Consider the following 14,539-nt stretch of genomic DNA (forward strand, 5'->3'; position numbering starts at 1 on the left):
GCCCGCGCCGAAACGACTTACTTGGCGGGTTTGCGCACGTCGTTGGCCAGGTCGCGGTAGTCCCAGACCAGGTCCACCACCTCTTGCGCGGCACGCCCCGCCGCGCCGGCGATGAGACCCACGATGCGCCCGAGATGCGTCGCCGTCGTGTTCACCGCTTCAAAGATGTTGTCAATAGCGCGATCTGACGCGTTGTCGGCCATCTGAGTTCCCCTCCGTTTAGGCGTCCCCGACGACTAAGCCTACCTGCTCAGCGAGCTCAGCAAGGCCTTGCGGCTTCGGACCCGGAGCCTGTTGATGGGCGACCTACGCAGCTCGGCGATGCGCTCCACCATTCGGTCTCCCAGCGCGTCGAGCATATTCTTGCTCAAATCTATTGGGGCCGGGCATAAGTCGCGTTCCTCCTCGCTGGCATGGGCGTCCAGCACGGTCACGAACGAGTGCCATTCGTCGGCGTAGTCGGGTGCCGCCGGCGGCGTGCGAAGGAGCACCGCCAGCTGATCCCACACCTGCCGGTGTTCGGCATGCGCGATGGCGACCAGCGTGCTGGCTGCCGCGACCGCCGGATAGAAAAGGTCGTCCTCGATGCGCATGTGGATGTCGAGTTCGATCAGCAGTTCATCGAGCGCCTGTTGCCGCTCGTAGGTATTCGGGGGTATGTCGGTAAGCTTCTTGCACAGACCTCGTAAGACGTCATGGTGCTCGAAAAGAACCTCGTAGGCGTTCATTTCGTCATCCCGTGTACTTCGACGAGCCCGTCGCGAATTCGCACCGGGTAATGCGGCAGCGCCGCGGTCGCCGGTCCGCGCAGCACCTCGCCCGATTGGCACGCGAACCTGGAACCATGCCAGGGGCAGACGATGCGACCGCGGTCGATCCACCCGTCGCTCATCGGCGCGCCGAGGTGCGGGCAATACTCACCGACCGCGACGATCTGCCCGTCGTTGCGATAGAGAACGACGCCGACGCCGTCGACCACGACCCGCTGCGGTTGGCCATCGAGCGCGGTGGCCGCCAGCACCGGCGTCCAGCGGTCGCCGGCCAGCCGCGCGCCGGAGCGGTCCACACCGATGCCCGATCCGAACACCAACGCCCCGCCGAGGTAGCCACTGCCCAGGGTCAGGCCATAGCCCAGTGCACTGCTCGCCATCGCGCGCCGATGACGGCCGCGGCGCCTATCCCTCCAGGACGCCGCATACAGCCCGGTTGCGATCGCGTTGAGCGCGCCGTGGACGAGACCGATGCGGCGCGACTCCTCGTGGGTGTGCTGCCAGTCCGTCGCCCCGGTGGCCGCGGCGCCGACGCTCCCCACGAGCGCGACGCCCAGGGCGAACCGTGCCCCGTCACGCAGCCGAGCGGCACTTCCGGGCAGGACGCTGGCTGCGTCCATCACGAGCGTCGTCGCCACCGCGCCGGTAGGCACCGACGTGAGCGCCGGGTGCAGCGGATGACCGAGCCAGGTGCCGTGCAGTGCGTTGCCGACCCGATCGCGGTAGCGTCCGGCGGCCGCGAACAGAAAGGTCAACGCGTGCTCGAGCCGGTAGCTGGGCCGATCCAGCCACGCCTGTCGCCCCAGGGTTGTCCGCACCGCAAGCCCGGCAGCGCGGATCCGATTTTCGAAATGCTGCCACCGATTCGCCACGGCGTCCCTCCGGTGTGTGCGAGAGCCGGCGGGACGCAACGGGCTGGACGCCGCGTCGACTGGGACCGCGACCCGACCGGCCTAGTCCATGACTAGGACACGGGATGGCACCGGGGATCGTTCAACCGCGGAGTCGACGGGTGACTAGGCCGAGCGGCGAATGGTGCGACCGCGCCCGATGTCACCCTTGAGCAGCAGGTCGCGTTCGGACTCCGACAGACCGCCCCAAACCCCGTAGGGCTCACCCACTTCGAGGGCGTGCGAGCGGCACTCCTGGATCACCGGACACTGCCGGCACATTTCCTTCGCGCGCTGCTCGCGTTGCATGCGGGCCCGGCCACGCTCGCCGTCGGGATGGAAGAACATCGATGAGTCAACGCCGCGGCACACGCCGTGCAGTTGCCAATTCCAGATGTCGGCGTTGGGTCCAGGTAGCTGTTCCGGCTGTGGCATTGGCTTGTTCCCTCTCTGCACCCCTCGGCCGAGGTCGGGTTCGTGAAAGCGGTTGGGTGCAACTTAAATTAAGTGGAGTGGGGTCACCGATGACTACCCGTCATGCGTAGACGTTAGGGGGGACGGTGAATTTCCGTCAATAGCCACTTAGCCCGACAAAATATGTGCTCGTTGGAGCAGAATTAACTTTACGTTCACCTCGAATGAAATTGCGAAACCCGTGCCGTGCTACCAGCCCGTTGGCCGAAACGAGATTTCCCAGCTCAGCGCGCGGGAGGGGGATAAGGCGAATTTATCCATGGGCTATAGTGATTAACGGTTCGGTAACATGAAGACCACAAAGTGTTTACTACATCATTGTGATTGAAACTCGTCACACTTCCTTGATTGGACGGCAGTTGGCCGACGCCGCCTTCGGGGAGCGGCCCGGCTGCTGGCCGCTGCCGTCGGCGACCACGCCGGCCCAGCTGTGGCTGCGTGCCGTCGCGGCCGGCGGACAGGGTCGCTACGGCGCCGCCTTCCGGGACCTTGCGGTACTGCGGCGCAGCGCGCCGGGCGGGCGGCTGGCCTCGTTGGCCATGAGCACGCACGGGTCGTTCCTGCGCCAACTCGGTTGGCACGCCCTGGCCCGGGGCTGGGACGGACGCGCCCTGGCGCTGGCCGGCGGCGACCCCGAGGCGGGAGCCGATGCCCTCATCGGCCTCGCCGCCGACGCGTTGGGCGTCGGGCGCTTCGCGGCCGCGGCCGCGCTGCTGGCGCGCGCCGACCCGCTAATGGCGCCGGCGAATTCCGAAACGCCGGTGCCCGACCGGCTGCCGGTGCGCCGGCGGTGGGTGGCCGCGGAGCTCGCGATGGCCCGCGGCGACGGCGACGCCGCCGTCCGGCACGCCGGCGAAGGCGTCGAGCTGGCGGCGGCCATGGCCGTCGCGTCGCCACGGCACCGGGTCAAGAGCGAAGTGGTGCTGGCCGCTGCGCTGTGTTGCGCGGGAAACCCCCAGCGCGCCCGCACGGTCGCCGACGCCGCGCTGGTGACCACCGGCCAATTAGGGCTGCTACCACTTCGTTGGGCGCTGGCCTGCTTGCTGATCGATATCGAAAGTGTCACGTTTCCAGCACATCAGCTGCACGAAATCCGCGATGTCTGCGCAGGCCAGGTGCGGCGCGCCGGTGGAACGTGGCGTTCCGCTTGAAACGGCCCTCGGCCCGTTATTGTCATTTCGTTAGTTAGCCCAGTTGGCCCGCGATGTGTCCGCTTCGTAACGTTGGAGATATCACCGTCGATGACAATTCCAGCAGGGGAACGTCTCGACGCTGTGGTCGCCCAAGCCGTCACCGGAGATCACAACGCATTGAGGGAGGTGCTGGAGACCATCCGTCCGATCGTCGTGCGATATTGCCGAGCGCGTGTCGGCACCGTCGATCGGGGTGGCCTGTCAGCGGACGACGTGGCACAGGAGGTGTGCTTGGCGACTATCACGGCGCTGCCGCGTTATCGCGATCGCGGGCGTCCATTCCTGGCCTTCCTGTACGGCATCGCGGCCCACAAGGTCGCCGACGCCCACCGGGCCGCCGGACGCGACCTCGCCTATCCCACCGAAACGATTCCCGATCGTTGGTCGAATGACGCGGGACCCGAACAGCTTGCGATTGAAGCCGATTCGGTGAGCCGGATGAGCGAATTGCTCGAGATCCTGCCCGCCAAGCAGCGCGAGATTTTGATCCTGCGCGTCGTCGTCGGGCTGTCCGCCGAGGAGACCGCGGCCGCGGTCGGCAGCACCACCGGGGCGGTCCGAGTCGCCCAGCACCGCGCGCTGTCGCGGCTGAAGTCCGAAATGATTGCGGCAGGTGACTGTGCCTGAATCCCTGGATGAATTCGCCCGCACCGACCTGCTGCTCGATGCGCTCGCCCAGCGCAGGCCGGTGGACGTCGAGGACCCCGAGGTCGACGTGCTGACCAACCTGCTGGAGGACTGGCGCGACGACCTGAGGTGGCCCCCGGCCAGCGCGCTGGTGACTCCCGAAGAGGCCGTCAACGCGTTGCGCACCGGATTGGCCGAGCGCCGCCGGAGCCATCGTGGTGACCTGGCGGTCGTCGGCTCGGTCGCCGCGGCGCTGATGGTGCTCAGCGGCTTTGGCGCCATGGTGGTCGAGGCCCGGCCCGGCGGCGCCCTGTACGGGTTGCACGCGATGTTCTTCGACCAGCCCCAGGTGCACGAAAAACAGGAGATGCTGGCCGCCAAGGCCGACCTGGCCAAGGTCCAGGAATCGATCGACCGGGGTCAGTGGGACCAGGCCAAGAATCAGCTGACCGAGGTGAGCAGCCTGGTGCAGTCGATCGACGACCCGGCCAGCAAACAAGACCTGATGAATCAGCTGAAGCTGTTGAACGCCAAGGTCGATGCGCGCGACCCGAACGCCACGCTGCCGGTCGCTTCGCCACCCGGGCCGGCCACCGCGATTCCGGCGGCGCCACCCGCCGCCTCGGTCGCGCCGGCGAAGGACGCGACACCGGCGCCGCTCAGTCCGCCGAGCCCGTCGCCGAGTCCGTCAGTGCGCAAGCACCATCATCACGGCCAGACGCCACCACCGGTGGCGCCGTTGACTCCGAATCAGTGAATCAGTGCCGGCGGTGGAAACCGTCGGCGTCTGACGTCGCTTCGTTGAGCGAGGCGTCGGCGTAGCCCCGGCAGTAATCCCACGTGACGTAGGCATCCGGCTCGGGGTCATAGGCGGGCTCGTGCGGACGCACGGTGCCGTCGATCAGCAGCTGCAGCAGGTTGGCGCGCAGCATGTCCCAGTCGTGGTAATGATCCTGCTGACATTCGTCGCAGCACACTACGAGTCCGCGAATACCCTTGTGCGCCAGCAGCGCTTCGTACACGGCCAGATCGGCGAGGTCGGCCTCGACGGCCATCCGCTCTTGCTGATCCAGGGGCTGGCCCGGCTCGACGGCTTCCAGCGCCGCCGACGGATCACAGGGGTCGTCGGCGAAAGGGTCGGGCGGCAAACCCGGTGGGAGGTGGTCGCGCACGCCTCTAGCCTACGCAGCCCGCCCGGGATAACGCCAGCAGGGAGCCGCCCCCGCCATGCTGGGCCGTTTGGTGCGCGCGGCGCGCCCGAGGAAGCGAACGACAGCGGCAGGCGAGCCGATAGGATGGGTTTCTCACGCCGCATCGTATGGAGGGCCCCACTGATGACCCGTGGCACGTCCCACCTGGAAGACAGCTCTGACCTCGTCGGCAGTGCGTATGTGCGGGTGGGTGGCCTGGTCGACGACCCGGTGCCCACCGGAGGCGACAACCCGCACAAGATCGCCATGCTCGGGCTGACGTTCGACGACGTGCTGCTGCTGCCCGCGGCCTCCGACGTCGTCCCGGCAACCGCGGACACCTCCAGCCAGCTCACCAAGAAGATCAGGCTCAAGGTGCCGCTGGTGAGTTCGGCGATGGACACCGTCACCGAGTCGCGGATGGCCATCGCGATGGCCCGGGCCGGCGGCATGGGCGTGCTGCACCGCAACCTGCCGGTCGCCGAACAGGCCGGGCAGGTGGAGATGGTCAAGCGCTCGGAGGCCGGCATGGTCACCGACCCGGTCACCTGCCGCCCGGACAACACCCTGGCCCAGGTCGACGCGATGTGCGCGCGGTTCCGGATCTCCGGCCTGCCGGTGGTCGACGAGTCGGGTGCGCTGGTCGGCATCATCACCAACCGCGACATGCGGTTCGAGGTCGACCAGACCCGCAAGGTCGCCGAGGTGATGACCAAGGCCCCGCTGATCACCGCGCAGGAGGGTGTGTCCGCCGACGCGGCGCTGGGCCTGTTGCGGCGCCACAAGATCGAGAAGCTGCCCATCGTCGACGGCCACGGACGGCTGACCGGTCTGATCACCGTCAAGGACTTCGTCAAGACCGAGCAACACCCGCTGGCCACCAAGGACAGCGACGGCAGGCTGCTGGTCGGCGCCGCCGTCGGCGTCGGCGGCGACGCCTGGGTGCGCGCGATGATGCTGGTCGACGCCGGAGTGGACGTGCTGATCGTGGACACCGCGCACGCGCACAACCGACTGGTGCTCGACATGGTCGGCAAACTCAAGGCCGAGGTGGGCGAGAAGGTCGAGGTGATCGGCGGCAACGTCGCCACCCGATCGGCGGCCGCGGCCCTGGTCGCCGCCGGCGCCGACGCGGTGAAGGTGGGCGTCGGGCCCGGCTCGATCTGCACCACCCGGGTGGTGGCCGGCGTCGGCGCACCACAGATCACGGCGATTCTGGAGGCGGTCGCGGCCTGTGGCCCGGCGGGCGTGCCGGTGATCGCCGACGGTGGCCTGCAGTACTCCGGCGACATCGCCAAGGCGCTGGCCGCCGGCGCGTCGACGGCCATGCTGGGTTCGCTGCTGGCGGGCACCGCCGAGGCCCCCGGCGAGCTGATCTTCGTCAACGGCAAGCAGTTCAAGAGCTACCGCGGGATGGGGTCGCTGGGAGCCATGGCCGGCCGGGGTTCGGGCAGCGGAAAGTCGTACTCCAAGGACCGCTACTTCGCCGACGACGCGCTCTCCGAAGACAAGTTGGTGCCGGAGGGCATCGAGGGCCGGGTGCCCTTCCGCGGCCCGCTATCCTCGGTGATCCACCAGCTGACCGGCGGCCTGCGCGCCGCGATGGGCTACACCGGCTCGCCGAGCATCGAGGCGCTGCAACAGGCGCAGTTCGTCCGGATCACCGCGGCGGGCCTGCGGGAAAGCCACCCGCACGACGTCGCCATGACGGTCGAAGCCCCCAACTACTACGCACGCTGAGGCCCACATGGTCGAAATCGGGATGGGCCGCGTCGCCCGTCGCAGCTATGAACTGAGCGAAGTCAGCATCGTGGCCTCCCGGCGCACCCGCTCGTCGCAGGACGTGTCGACCGCCTGGCAGCTGGACGCCTACCGGTTCGAGATCCCGGTGCTCGCTCATCCGACCGATGCGCTGGTCTCGCCGGAGTTCGCGATCGAGCTCGCCAAGCTCGGCGGCCTGGGCGTGCTCAACGGCGAGGGGCTGATCGGACGGCACGCCGACGTCGAGTCCAAGATCGCCCAGCTGGTCGAGGCCGCCAGCAAGGAACCCGAGCCGTCGGCGTCGATCCGGCTGCTGCAGGAGTTCCACGCGGCCCCGCTCAACCCGGACCTGCTGGGCGCCGCGGTCGCCAGGATCCGGGAAGCCGGGGTCACCACCGCGGTGCGGGTCAGCCCGCAGAACGCCCAGGCGCTGACGCCGGTTTTGGTACAGGCCGGCATCGACCTGCTGGTCATCCAGGGCACCATCATCTCGGCCGAGCGGGTGGCCAGCGACGGTGAACCGCTGAACCTCAAGACGTTCATCTCCGAGCTCGACGTGCCGGTGGTCGCCGGCGGCGTGCAAGACCACCGCACCGCGTTGCACCTGATGCGCACCGGCGCCGCCGGCGTCATCGTCGGCTACGGCGCGACCAGGGGGGTGACCACCAGCGACGAGGTGCTGGGGATCAGCGTGCCGATGGCCACCGCGATCGCCGATGCCGCCGCCGCGCGCCGCGAGTACCTGGACGAGACCGGCGGCCGCTACGTGCACGTGCTGGCCGACGGCGACATCCACACCTCCGGGGAGCTGGCCAAGGCGATCGCCTGTGGCGCCGACGCGGTGGTGCTGGGCACCCCACTCGCCGAGTCCGCCGAGGCGCTCGGCGAGGGCTGGTTCTGGCCGGCCGCCGCCGCGCACCCGTCGCTGCCGCGCGGGGCGCTGCTGCAGATCGCCGTCGGCGAGCGCCCGCCGCTGCACCAGGTGCTCAACGGCCCGTCCGACGACCCGTTCGGCAGCCTCAACCTGGTCGGCGGCCTGCGCCGGTCGATGGCCAAGGCCGGCTATTGCGACCTCAAGGAGTTCCAGAAGGTCGGCCTGACCGTCGGCAGCTAACCCGGAGGCCGCTGGCTTGTTACCCGTCGGTACGGCCATACTGGTGCGATGAAGCCGGATTACGACGTACTGATCATCGGTTCGGGTTTCGGGGGAAGCGTCAGCGCGTTGCGGCTGACCGAAAAGGGCTACCGCGTCGGCATATTGGAGGCAGGGCGGCGGTACTCCGACGAGGATTTCGCCGAGACGTCCTGGGATCTGCGTAAGTTTTTGTGGGCGCCGAAGCTGGGTTGCTACGGGATCCAGCGCATCCACCCGCTGAAGAATGTGTTGATCCTGGCCGGCGCCGGGGTGGGCGGCGGCTCGCTGAACTACGCCAACACGCTGTACGTGCCGCCCGATCCATTCTTCAACGACCCGCAGTGGAAGCACATCACCGACTGGCGCGACGAGCTGATGCCGCACTACGACCAGGCGCGACGGATGCTGGGCGTGGTGGAGAACCCGACCTTCACCGACGCCGACCGCATCGTCAAACAGGTCGCCGACGAGATGGGCTGCGGCGACACGTTCGTGCCGACACCGGTCGGGGTGTTCTTCGGCCCTGACGGCACCAAGGCCCCGGGCAAGACGGTGCCGGACCCCTACTTCGGTGGCGCGGGGCCGGAGCGCACCGGATGCCTGGAGTGTGGTTGCTGCATGACCGGCTGCCGCTACGGCGCCAAGAACACCCTGCTGAAGAACTACCTCGCTCTCGCGGAATCTGGTGGGGCGCAGGTGATTCCGATGACCACGGTGAAGCGTTTCGAGCAGCGTCCGGATGGGCTGTGGGAGGTCCGCACGGTGCGCACCGGAAGTTGGCTGCGCCGCGACCGGCGCACCTACACGGCGAAGCATGTGGTCCTGGCCGCGGGAACCTGGGGAACCCAGCACCTGCTGTTCAACATGCGCGATCAGGGTCTGCTGCCCCGGCTCTCGAATCGGCTGGGCATGCTCACCCGCACCAATTCCGAGTCCATCGTCGGCGCCGGGAAGCTCGAGGTCGACCCGAACCTCGACCTGACGCACGGGGTGGCGATCACGTCGTCGATCCACCCGACATCGGACACGCACATCGAACCGGTCCGCTATGGCAAGGGCTCCAACGCGATGGGGCTACTGCAGACGCTGATGACCGACGGGTCCGGCCCGGAGGGCACCGACGTGCCGCGCTGGAAGCAGCTGTTGGACCAGGCACGCGACGACCCGCGCCGCATGATGCGGTTGCTCAACGTCAGTCAGTGGAGCGAACGCACGCTGATCGCCCTGGTGATGCAGAACCTGGACAACTCGATCACCACTTACACCAAGCGCGGCAAGCTGGGCATCCGCTGGTACACCAGCAAACAGGGACACGGCGAGCCGAACCCGAGCTGGATTCCGGTCGGGAACCAAGTGACCCGGCGCATCGCCGGGAAAATCGACGCCGTGGCCGGCGGCACCTGGGGAGAGCTGTTCAACATCCCGCTGACCGCGCACTTCCTCGGCGGCGCCGTGATCGGCGACAACGCCGACCATGGGGTGATCGACCCGTATCACCGGGTCTACGGCTACCCGACGCTGTTCGTGGTCGACGGCGCGGCCATCTCGGCCAACCTGGGCGTCAACCCCTCGCTGTCGATCACCGCCCAGGCTGAGCGGGCCGCATCGTTGTGGCCGAACAACGGCGAGAACGATCAGCGCCCGATCCAGGGCCAGCCGTACCGCCGGCTGGAGCCGATCGCCCCGAATGCACCCGTGGTGCCTGCCGAGGCGCCCGGCGCGCTGCGCTGGCTGCCGATCAATCCGGTGCGCACCGCGGACGCCGGCTAGCTCGCAAGCACCTGCAGCGGTGCGCCGCTGACCGCCCGACTGCGTTCGCCGCGCACGTTGACCGGCACATCGCCCATCAAGGTGATGCGGTGCATCAGCCGGGGCTGGTCGTCGTAGTCGTCGATCGCCCGGTGCTGGGTCGCGCGGTTGTCCCACATCGCGACGTCACCGTGTGCCCAGTTCCAGCAAATAGTGTTCTCCGGCAACGTGATTCGGCGCTGCAGCAGTTCCAGCAGGGCGCTGGACTCGTGGCTGTCCAGGCCGACGAAGCCGCGCACGAAGTCACCCGCCAGCAGGGTGCGCTCACCGGTCTCCGGGTGCACCCGCACCACCGGATGCTCGGTGCGAAAGTCCGGCTTTTCGAAGGCCTGGCGAAACGACCGCTGCGTGTCGCTCATCGACAGCGCCGCCTCGGTGGTCACGTAGTCGTAGCGGTTGGTGTGTAGGGCCCAGAGATTTTCCACCAGAGGCTTGAGCGGCTCGGGCAGGTGCTCATAGGCCGCCACGGTCGACGCCCACAGCGTCGAGCCGCCATAGGTTGGCAGCTTGACCGCGCGCAGGATCGATGCCGCCGGATAGTTGGCGGCGAACGTCACGTCGGTGTGCCAGCGGTTGGCTTTGCCGTATTCGGAGTCGATCGGGGTGATCACCGGGGCGTGCCTGGCGACCAGGGCGCCGGCGGCCGGGTGGCCGATGGGCGTGCCCAGCAGCGCGGCGAACGCGAGCTGCTGCTCGTCGTCCAGCTGGTGCTGGTGACGGAAGAAGATCACCTTGTGGGCCAACAGCGCCCGGCGGATCGTCTCGACCGCGTCCTCGTCGAGGTCGCCGCCGAGGCGAACCCCGTCCACCCGGGCGCCGATCCGGCTGCCCAGCTTGGTGACGGTTATCTGACCTGTCATTTTCGTCGTCCTTGCTCAAAACGGGTGTAGTCATCTGACTACATTTGGTAGTGTAGTCAGATGACTACAACTTCCGCAACAGGCCGCGGGAAAATGCCCACCGGGCGCGCGGAAGTGGCCGCGGCGATCCTGGAGGCCGCCACCGACCTGTTCGCAGAGCGCGGTCCGGCCGCGACGTCCATCCGCGACATCGCCGCGCGATCCAACGTCAACCACGGGCTGGTGTTCCGCCACTTCGGCACCAAGGAGCAATTGGTCGGCGCCGTGCTCGACCACCTGGGCGCCAACCTGAGCGCCCTGCTGGGCACGGATGCGCCCGCGGCCGTGCTGCAGAGTTCGCTGGACCGACAGATGCGGGTGATGGCGCGCACCGTCCTCGACGGCTATCCGGCCGGTCAGCTACAGAAACGCTTTCCCAACATCGCCACCCTGCTCGACGGGGTGCGGCCGCTCTACGACGACGACGTCAAGGCCCGGCTCGCCGTCGCCAATGCCCTTGCACTGCAGTTCGGTTGGCGGCTGTTCGCGCCAATCCTGCGCTCTGCCACCGGGATCGAAGACCTGACGGATGACCAGATACGCGAAGCGACCGGCGCCGAGGTGCAGCGGATTCTGGGACCCGCCGACCCTCACTGATTCCGCACTGAATCCGCGATCAGGGCCCGCCGATGCAGCGGTTCGCGCCCCGGCGGTTGGTGCGGCGCCGGCAGGTGCGGCTTGCGGGTACGCACCGCGACGGTCGTCGTCGAGTCGGTGCTCAACTCGAGCTCTTGGCCGGAGTGGCGAATCTTCAGCTCGCCGCCCGGCCCGTCGCGCAGCGTGTAGGTGACGTCGTCGTGGTTGACGTCGACGGTGAGCCGGAAGTCCCGCCACCGCAACCGGAACCGTAGCCGCGAAATACCATCGGGCAGTTGGGGATCCAGCGACAGGATGCCCTCGTCGTCGCGCAGGCCGCCGAAGCCGGACACCAGCGCCGTCCAGGCACCCGCCAACGAGGCCATGTGCAGGCCGTCGCGGGTGTTGTGGTGCAGGTCGCGCAGATCGATCAGGGCGGCCTCATAGGCGTAGTCGTGGGCCAGCTCCAAATGCCCGACCTCGGCGCACATCACCGCCTGCGTGCAGGCCGACAGCGACGAATCGCGGACCATCCGCGGCTCGTAGTAGTCGACGTTGCGCGCCTTCTGCTCGAGCGTGAACGCGTGGCTTCGCCAATGCATGGCCAGCACCAGGTCGGCCTGCTTGATCACCTGCGCGGGGTACAGGCGCACGTACGGGTCGTGCAGCAGCAACGGGTAGGAGTGAGTCTCCCGGAAGTCCCACTCCGCCAAAGTGGTGAAGCCCTCGCACTGCTGATGGACCCCCAGCCCGTCGTCGTACGGGATGTTGGCGGCGTCGGCCGCATCGCGCCAGGCCGCCGCCTCCTCGGTGGTGACCCCCAGCGCCTTGGCCGCGTCGGGGTGGCGGTTGCAGGCGGCGGCGGCGACGTGCAGATTGTGCGCGGCCATCAGGTTGGTGAAGACGTTGTCCCGCACGATCGCCGTGTACTCGTCGGGGCCGGTGACACCGTCGAGGTGCCAGACGCCGTGCCGATCGTGATGGCCGAGCGACAGCCACAGCCGCGCGGTCTCGACCAGCAACTCCAGCCCGCAGTCGGCTTCCAGCTCGTCGTCGCCGGTGACGACGCGGTAGCGCTCGAAGGCCATCGCGATGTCGGCGTTGATGTGCCAAGCCGCCGTGCCGGCCGGCCAGTAGGCCGAGCACTCCTGCCCGCGAATGGTCCGCCACGGGAACGCGGCGCCCTCCAGTCCCAGTTCGGCCGCCCGCTCCTTGGCCAGGTCCAGGGTCGAGGCCCGCCAGCGCAGCGCGTCGGCCACCGTGTGCGGCGCGGTGTAGGTGAGCACCGGCAGCACGTACCCCTCGGTGTCCCAAAAGGCGTGGCCGTCATACCCGGTTCCGGTGAGCCCCTTGGCGGCGATCGCGCGGCGCTCGGCGCGGGCGCTGGCCTGCAACAGGTGGAAGAGGCCGAATCGCACGGCCTGCTGGGATTCCGGGTCGCCCTCGACCTCGACGTCGGCGCAGTCCCAGAAATTGTCCAGATACTTGCGTTGCGAATCAACCAGCCCCTGCCAGCCGGTATAGCGGGCGCTGTGCAGCGCGGCGGCGACCTGATCGCGCAGCGCCGGGCGCGAGCGCATGCTCGACCAGCCGTACGCCAGGTACTTGACGATGCGCAGCTTCTGTCCTTCGCGCAGCCCGCAGATCACGGTGGTGCGCGCCAGGTCGGCGCGGGAATCGGTGCCGACCTCGACGCGCCCCTCGACATCGACCTCATGGTCCATACCCGCGGCCATCATCAGCGCGCTGCTGCGCGTCCGGTGCATGAGAACCGCTCCGGTGTCGGTGTTTTCGTGGTCGACCGCTTCAAGCGGGTTCTCCATGATGGCCGACACCCGGGGGTCACCCGAGGTCTCCGGCTGGTCCTCGTTGGTGACCAGCTCGGACTGCACCGTCACCCGGACGAACTCGCCGACCGCCTCGACGGAGTACTCGATCGCGGCGACGCCGCGCTGGGCCAGCGACACCAGCCGGGTGGATATCACCCTGACCTCTTTGCCCGCGGGTGAGCGCCAGTGCGCGGTGCGGGTCAGCGTCCCGGCGCGCAGGTCCAGATCCCGCTCGTGGGAGAGCAATTCGCCGTAGCGGACGTCGAACGGCTCGTCCTCGACCAGCAGCCGGAGGATCTTGCCGTTGGTGACGTCGACGAGCGTCTGGCCGGCTTCGGGGTAGCCGTAACCGGCCTCGGCGTAGGGCAGCGGACGGATCTCGTAGAAGGAGTTCAGGTAGGTGCCCGGCAGGCCGTACGGCTCGCCCTCGTCGAGGTTGCCGCGCAGCCCGATGTGCCCGTTGGACAGGGTGAACAGGGATTCGGACTGGGCCAGCAGGTTGAGGTCGAGCTGGGTCTCGCGCACATGCCAGGGATCAACGGGGAACGATTCGTCGGTGATCATGACGCCAGCAGCTCGGCGAGGTCGGTGACCACCACGTCGGCGCCGTTGCGGCGTAAGTCCTCGGCTTGGCCCACTCGGTCGACGCCTACCACGAACCCGAAGTTACCGGCCCGGCCGGCTTCCACCCCCGACAAGGCGTCCTCGAACACGGCCGCGGCGTCGGCGGGGACGTCGAGCAGCTGCGCCCCGCGCAGGTAGGAGTCGGGGGCGGGTTTGCCGGCGATGTGTTCGTCGCGCAGGGTGATGCCGTCCACCCGCTGCTGCACGAACCGGTCCAGGCCGGTGATCTCGAGGACGTCGCGGGTGTTGGCGCTCGACGACACCACGGCGATGCCCAGCCCCGCGGCCGACACCGCCTCCAGGTAGCGCCGCGACCCGTCGAACACCTTGACGCCGTCTTCCTTCAAGACCTTCTGGAACATGTCGTTCTTGCGGTTGCCCAGGCCGTAGATCGTCTCGGCGTCGTCGGGATCGTCGGGGCTGCCGTCGGGCAGGTGGATGTCGCGGCTCTCCAAGAACGAGCGGACGCCATCCTCGCGCTTCTTGCCGTCGACGTATTCGCGGTAGTCGGCCGCCTGGTCGAAGGGAACGAACTTGTCGCCGGTGCGTTTGGCCCGGTCCGACAGGTAGGCGTCGAACATGGCCTTCCAGGCTTTGGTGTGCACACTGGCGGTGTCGGTGAGCACGCCGTCGAGGTCGAACAGGCAGGCACGCACTTTCTCGGGCAGACCCAGCGCTGAGCTCACCGGCGGTCCTCTCTGGTCTCGGGGGCTGATTAACCGATACCCACTCCACCATGTCGCCATGTGTGTCGCCAAGCGT

General features: G+C 68.3%; 15 protein-coding genes. 7 read left to right on the plus strand and 8 right to left on the minus strand.

Annotated elements, in window-relative coordinates:
• Positions 1-17 precede the first annotated feature (17 nt).
• From ACZYVJ_RS19545 to ACZYVJ_RS19560, 4 genes are all read right to left on the minus strand, one after another.
• Positions 18-203, minus strand: a complete 186-nt coding sequence (locus ACZYVJ_RS19545) for a hypothetical protein (protein ID WP_463832532.1) — start codon at positions 201-203, stop codon at positions 18-20.
• A gap of 39 nt (positions 204-242) precedes the next feature.
• Positions 243-728 (minus strand): hemerythrin domain-containing protein, encoded by a 486-nt coding sequence (locus ACZYVJ_RS19550; protein ID WP_463832533.1) that lies wholly within the window; start codon positions 726-728, stop codon positions 243-245.
• Complete coding sequence (locus tag ACZYVJ_RS19555) at positions 725-1,576, minus strand: Rieske (2Fe-2S) protein (protein WP_463833067.1); 852 nt, start codon at positions 1,574-1,576, stop codon at positions 725-727. The genes ACZYVJ_RS19550 and ACZYVJ_RS19555 overlap by 4 nt, the downstream gene beginning before the upstream one ends.
• Positions 1,577-1,786: 210 nt before the next feature.
• Positions 1,787-2,095: a WhiB family transcriptional regulator gene (locus tag ACZYVJ_RS19560; RefSeq protein ID WP_463832534.1), complete on the minus strand. Its 309-nt coding sequence runs from the start codon at positions 2,093-2,095 to the stop codon at positions 1,787-1,789.
• Positions 2,096-2,454: 359 nt separating this feature from the next.
• Here ACZYVJ_RS19560 and ACZYVJ_RS19565 point away from each other — a divergent pair, with 359 nt between their 5' ends.
• The 3 genes from ACZYVJ_RS19565 (at position 2,455) to ACZYVJ_RS19575 (ending at position 4,711) form a co-directional block, all read left to right on the plus strand.
• Positions 2,455-3,285 carry a hypothetical protein gene (locus tag ACZYVJ_RS19565; RefSeq protein WP_463832535.1) on the plus strand — a complete coding sequence of 277 codons (831 nt, stop codon included), beginning with the start codon at positions 2,455-2,457 and terminating at the stop codon, positions 3,283-3,285.
• Between the two features lie 90 nt (positions 3,286-3,375).
• Positions 3,376-3,954: a sigma-70 family RNA polymerase sigma factor gene (locus tag ACZYVJ_RS19570; RefSeq protein ID WP_040630965.1), complete on the plus strand. Its 579-nt coding sequence runs from the start codon at positions 3,376-3,378 to the stop codon at positions 3,952-3,954.
• Positions 3,941-4,711, plus strand: a complete 771-nt coding sequence (locus tag ACZYVJ_RS19575; RefSeq protein WP_463832536.1) for an anti-sigma-D factor RsdA — start codon at positions 3,941-3,943, stop codon at positions 4,709-4,711. Before ACZYVJ_RS19570 ends, ACZYVJ_RS19575 begins: the two co-directional genes overlap by 14 nt.
• A 1-nt stretch (position 4,712) precedes the next feature.
• Here the strand turns inward: ACZYVJ_RS19575 and ACZYVJ_RS19580 are convergent, their stop codons facing one another.
• Positions 4,713-5,126: a DUF5319 domain-containing protein gene (locus ACZYVJ_RS19580; RefSeq protein ID WP_007773416.1), complete on the minus strand. Its 414-nt coding sequence runs from the start codon at positions 5,124-5,126 to the stop codon at positions 4,713-4,715.
• Between the two features lie 162 nt (positions 5,127-5,288).
• On the opposite strand from ACZYVJ_RS19580, the gene guaB reads away from it, so the two are divergent.
• From guaB to ACZYVJ_RS19595, 3 genes are read left to right on the plus strand one after another with little or no spacing between them, the layout of a single operon-like run.
• Entirely contained in the window at positions 5,289-6,884 is a 1,596-nt protein-coding gene (gene guaB, locus ACZYVJ_RS19585) for an IMP dehydrogenase (RefSeq protein WP_463832537.1), read from the plus strand.
• A 7-nt stretch (positions 6,885-6,891) separates the two neighbouring features.
• Complete coding sequence (locus ACZYVJ_RS19590) at positions 6,892-8,019, plus strand: GuaB3 family IMP dehydrogenase-related protein (RefSeq protein ID WP_463832538.1); 1,128 nt, start codon at positions 6,892-6,894, stop codon at positions 8,017-8,019.
• Positions 8,020-8,067: 48 nt separating this feature from the next.
• Positions 8,068-9,810, plus strand: coding sequence for a GMC family oxidoreductase N-terminal domain-containing protein (locus ACZYVJ_RS19595; RefSeq protein WP_463832539.1), 1,743 nt, complete (start codon positions 8,068-8,070; stop codon positions 9,808-9,810).
• On the opposite strand, the gene ACZYVJ_RS19600 is transcribed toward ACZYVJ_RS19595, so the two are convergent.
• Positions 9,807-10,709, minus strand: a complete 903-nt coding sequence (locus ACZYVJ_RS19600) for a TauD/TfdA dioxygenase family protein (protein ID WP_463832540.1) — start codon at positions 10,707-10,709, stop codon at positions 9,807-9,809. The two genes, ACZYVJ_RS19595 and ACZYVJ_RS19600, sit on opposite strands and share 4 nt — an antisense overlap.
• Before the next feature lie 60 nt (positions 10,710-10,769).
• Between ACZYVJ_RS19600 and ACZYVJ_RS19605 the strand changes: the two genes are divergently transcribed.
• The gene (locus ACZYVJ_RS19605; protein ID WP_463832541.1) at positions 10,770-11,345 is read left to right on the plus strand and encodes a TetR/AcrR family transcriptional regulator; all 576 of its coding nucleotides are present in this window, start codon (positions 10,770-10,772) and stop codon (positions 11,343-11,345) included.
• Here the strand turns inward: ACZYVJ_RS19605 and ACZYVJ_RS19610 are convergent.
• Both ACZYVJ_RS19610 and ACZYVJ_RS19615 read right to left on the minus strand, forming a co-directional pair.
• The gene (locus ACZYVJ_RS19610) at positions 11,339-13,717 is read right to left on the minus strand and encodes a glycoside hydrolase family 65 protein (protein WP_463832542.1); all 2,379 of its coding nucleotides are present in this window, start codon (positions 13,715-13,717) and stop codon (positions 11,339-11,341) included. The two genes, ACZYVJ_RS19605 and ACZYVJ_RS19610, sit on opposite strands and share 7 nt — an antisense overlap.
• Positions 13,714-14,463 carry a beta-phosphoglucomutase family hydrolase gene (locus ACZYVJ_RS19615; protein ID WP_463832543.1) on the minus strand — a complete coding sequence of 250 codons (750 nt, stop codon included), beginning with the start codon at positions 14,461-14,463 and terminating at the stop codon, positions 13,714-13,716. The genes ACZYVJ_RS19610 and ACZYVJ_RS19615 overlap by 4 nt, the downstream gene beginning before the upstream one ends.
• Between the last annotated feature and the right edge of the window lie 76 nt (positions 14,464-14,539).

The organism is Mycobacterium sp. IDUB_3 (assembly GCF_055419585.1).

Excerpts from the sequence above, each read along its gene's own strand:
- ACZYVJ_RS19545 (WP_463832532.1), bottom strand. The coding sequence starts at position 203 with ATGGCCGACAACGCGTCAGATCGCGCTATTGACAACATCTTTGAAGCG.
- ACZYVJ_RS19550 (WP_463832533.1), bottom strand. The coding sequence starts at position 728 with ATGAACGCCTACGAGGTTCTTTTCGAGCACCATGACGTCTTACGAGGT.
- ACZYVJ_RS19560 (WP_463832534.1), bottom strand. The coding sequence starts at position 2,095 with ATGCCACAGCCGGAACAGCTACCTGGACCCAACGCCGACATCTGGAAT.
- ACZYVJ_RS19570 (WP_040630965.1), top strand. The coding sequence starts at position 3,376 with ATGACAATTCCAGCAGGGGAACGTCTCGACGCTGTGGTCGCCCAAGCC.
- guaB (WP_463832537.1), top strand. The coding sequence starts at position 5,289 with ATGACCCGTGGCACGTCCCACCTGGAAGACAGCTCTGACCTCGTCGGC.
- ACZYVJ_RS19590 (WP_463832538.1), top strand. The coding sequence starts at position 6,892 with ATGGTCGAAATCGGGATGGGCCGCGTCGCCCGTCGCAGCTATGAACTG.
- ACZYVJ_RS19595 (WP_463832539.1), top strand. The coding sequence starts at position 8,068 with ATGAAGCCGGATTACGACGTACTGATCATCGGTTCGGGTTTCGGGGGA.
- ACZYVJ_RS19600 (WP_463832540.1), bottom strand. The coding sequence starts at position 10,709 with ATGACAGGTCAGATAACCGTCACCAAGCTGGGCAGCCGGATCGGCGCC.
- ACZYVJ_RS19605 (WP_463832541.1), top strand. The coding sequence starts at position 10,770 with ATGACTACAACTTCCGCAACAGGCCGCGGGAAAATGCCCACCGGGCGC.
- ACZYVJ_RS19610 (WP_463832542.1), bottom strand. The coding sequence starts at position 13,717 with ATGATCACCGACGAATCGTTCCCCGTTGATCCCTGGCATGTGCGCGAG.